This is a genomic window from Caballeronia sp. LZ029, assembly GCF_031451275.1.
In the GTDB taxonomy this organism is placed as follows: Bacteria; Pseudomonadota; Gammaproteobacteria; order Burkholderiales; family Burkholderiaceae; genus Caballeronia; species Caballeronia jiangsuensis.
On sequence record NZ_JARUXO010000008.1, the window covers coordinates 1 to 881 of the forward strand.

1 protein-coding gene is annotated in these 881 nt (G+C 63.0%); it reads right to left on the reverse strand.

Going from position 1 to position 881, the window contains the following annotated elements; genetic code table 11:
* On the reverse strand, positions 1–881 hold an 881-nt coding region (locus QCE73_RS33855), incomplete at both ends, for a type VI secretion system baseplate subunit TssF (protein WP_309885316.1).

Here is an 881-nt window from a genome sequence, read left to right on the forward strand (position 1 = left end):
GACAGTTCACTCGTGGCGCGGTCCAGCAGCACGATGATCTCGGCCTCGTCCCCGTCAATGCGCGCGAGTCCGGCTTCGAGCCCCGTCAGGGTGAAAAAATAGAATCTGGCTGGACAGGCGAAGTATTCCTGCACGAGGTTATGACCCAGGAACTTGCGTGCGACCAGCGGCAACACGGCCTCCTCTGGTCCGAGCCCGTCCTGAACGACCGCATCCGATCTCACGACGTGCGACGTATATCCGGCCTCGCTGAAGCGCCCCGGCTCGCCGATCACCGACACCACCGCGCCGGTGTGAATCAGTTCATGCAGATGCGAAGCGACGCGCTCATCCCCCGCCAGATAGACCTGCAGCCGATCCAGCCCGCGAAGCGCCGAGAACGGCAATCCGTCGATCGTGCGCAAGCGCAGCCGCAAAGCACCGCGTATCTGCCGATCGGGCGGCACGTAGCGGCTCTGCCCCAGCAGATCGGGCGGGACGTGGGTAAGGCGCCCATCCTGCATGACGACCGGATAGAACGAGACATCCTGCGTCGTACGAAATGTGCACGCTGTCGTTTCACCACTGGGCAGATTCAGGGAACTCAACTCGGTGCCGCGTTCGAGCGTATAGCCTGTCGCGAAGCCTCCCGCCTTGCCTCCCGGATAGAGCCTTGCGATGGCGATCGAAGGGGTGGCAGACAGATAACCCGGATACGCCGACGACAGCAGCGCTTGTGTAAAGCGCGTGAATTCGTCATCGAAACGCAGTTGCATGCGCGCGTTGACGAAGGCGGACGATTCGAGCAGACGATTGACGTAGGGATCGCCGATGCTTCCCGCGACCATGCCCAGACGCGCCGCGATCTTGGGGTGATCGCGGGCAAACTCCTCGGCCAGCGC